Source organism: Actinomadura napierensis, from assembly GCF_039529375.1.
Taxonomy (GTDB): Bacteria; Actinomycetota; Actinomycetes; order Streptosporangiales; family Streptosporangiaceae; genus Spirillospora; species Spirillospora napierensis.
Window position 1 is genome coordinate 1 of record NZ_BAAAMR010000313.1, and the last position, 694, is coordinate 694.

Annotated in this window: 2 protein-coding genes; both read left to right on the top strand. The window is 43.7% G+C overall.

What is annotated here, in order from left to right:
* A partial coding sequence (locus tag ABD296_RS49660) for a rod shape-determining protein (protein ID WP_344285566.1) occupies nt 1–393 on the top strand: 393 nt, incomplete at its 5' end.
* A 16-nt stretch (nt 394–409) separates the two neighbouring features.
* Nucleotides 410–694, top strand: a 285-nt coding sequence (locus ABD296_RS49665; protein WP_455363889.1) for a hypothetical protein, incomplete at its 3' end; no start/stop codon positions are given.

The window sequence follows — 694 nt, forward strand, 5'->3', positions numbered from 1 at the left end:
ATTAAAAAAGAAGTTGGTATGGCTGTTTCTGATGGTACGACATTAGAAATTGAAGTACGTGGCCGTAACCTTGCAGAAGGTGTACCTCGTGCAATTACCGTAACTTCTGACGAAATTACTCAAGCAATTTCTGACCCGTTACAAAGTATTGTAAGCGCGGTGAAATCTGCACTTGAACAAACTCCTCCTGAACTTTCTTCTGATATTGCTGAGCGCGGTATTGTGTTGACAGGTGGTGGAGCGTTACTTCGTAACCTTGATAAATTATTAGCTCAAGAAACCGGTTTACCAGTTGTTGTTGCTGAAGACCCTCTTACTTGTGTAACCCGTGGTGGTGGTAAAGTATTGGAATTCTTCGACAACCCGAACCATGACATGCTTTTCGTCGGTTAAGTTTAAGGATTAGGCGGTGCAACCGAATATTTTTTCAAGACACCCGCCATCTTTCCGCTCGTTCATTATTGCGGTCATTACATGCTTGGTGGTGCTGTTCTTTGATTGGCGCATGCCTTATGTAATTCAGCCAGCAAGGGATGTCTTGTACGCTGCATATAATCCAATATATGCACTTGCAAGTTATCCGGTACTGTCGAGAGAATGGCTGAATCAACAAACTAAATTTGAAACACAACTGCGCCGTGAAAACACTGCAATGCAGGCTGAGCTATTACAGGCTCAGGTCCGCTTGCAGAAG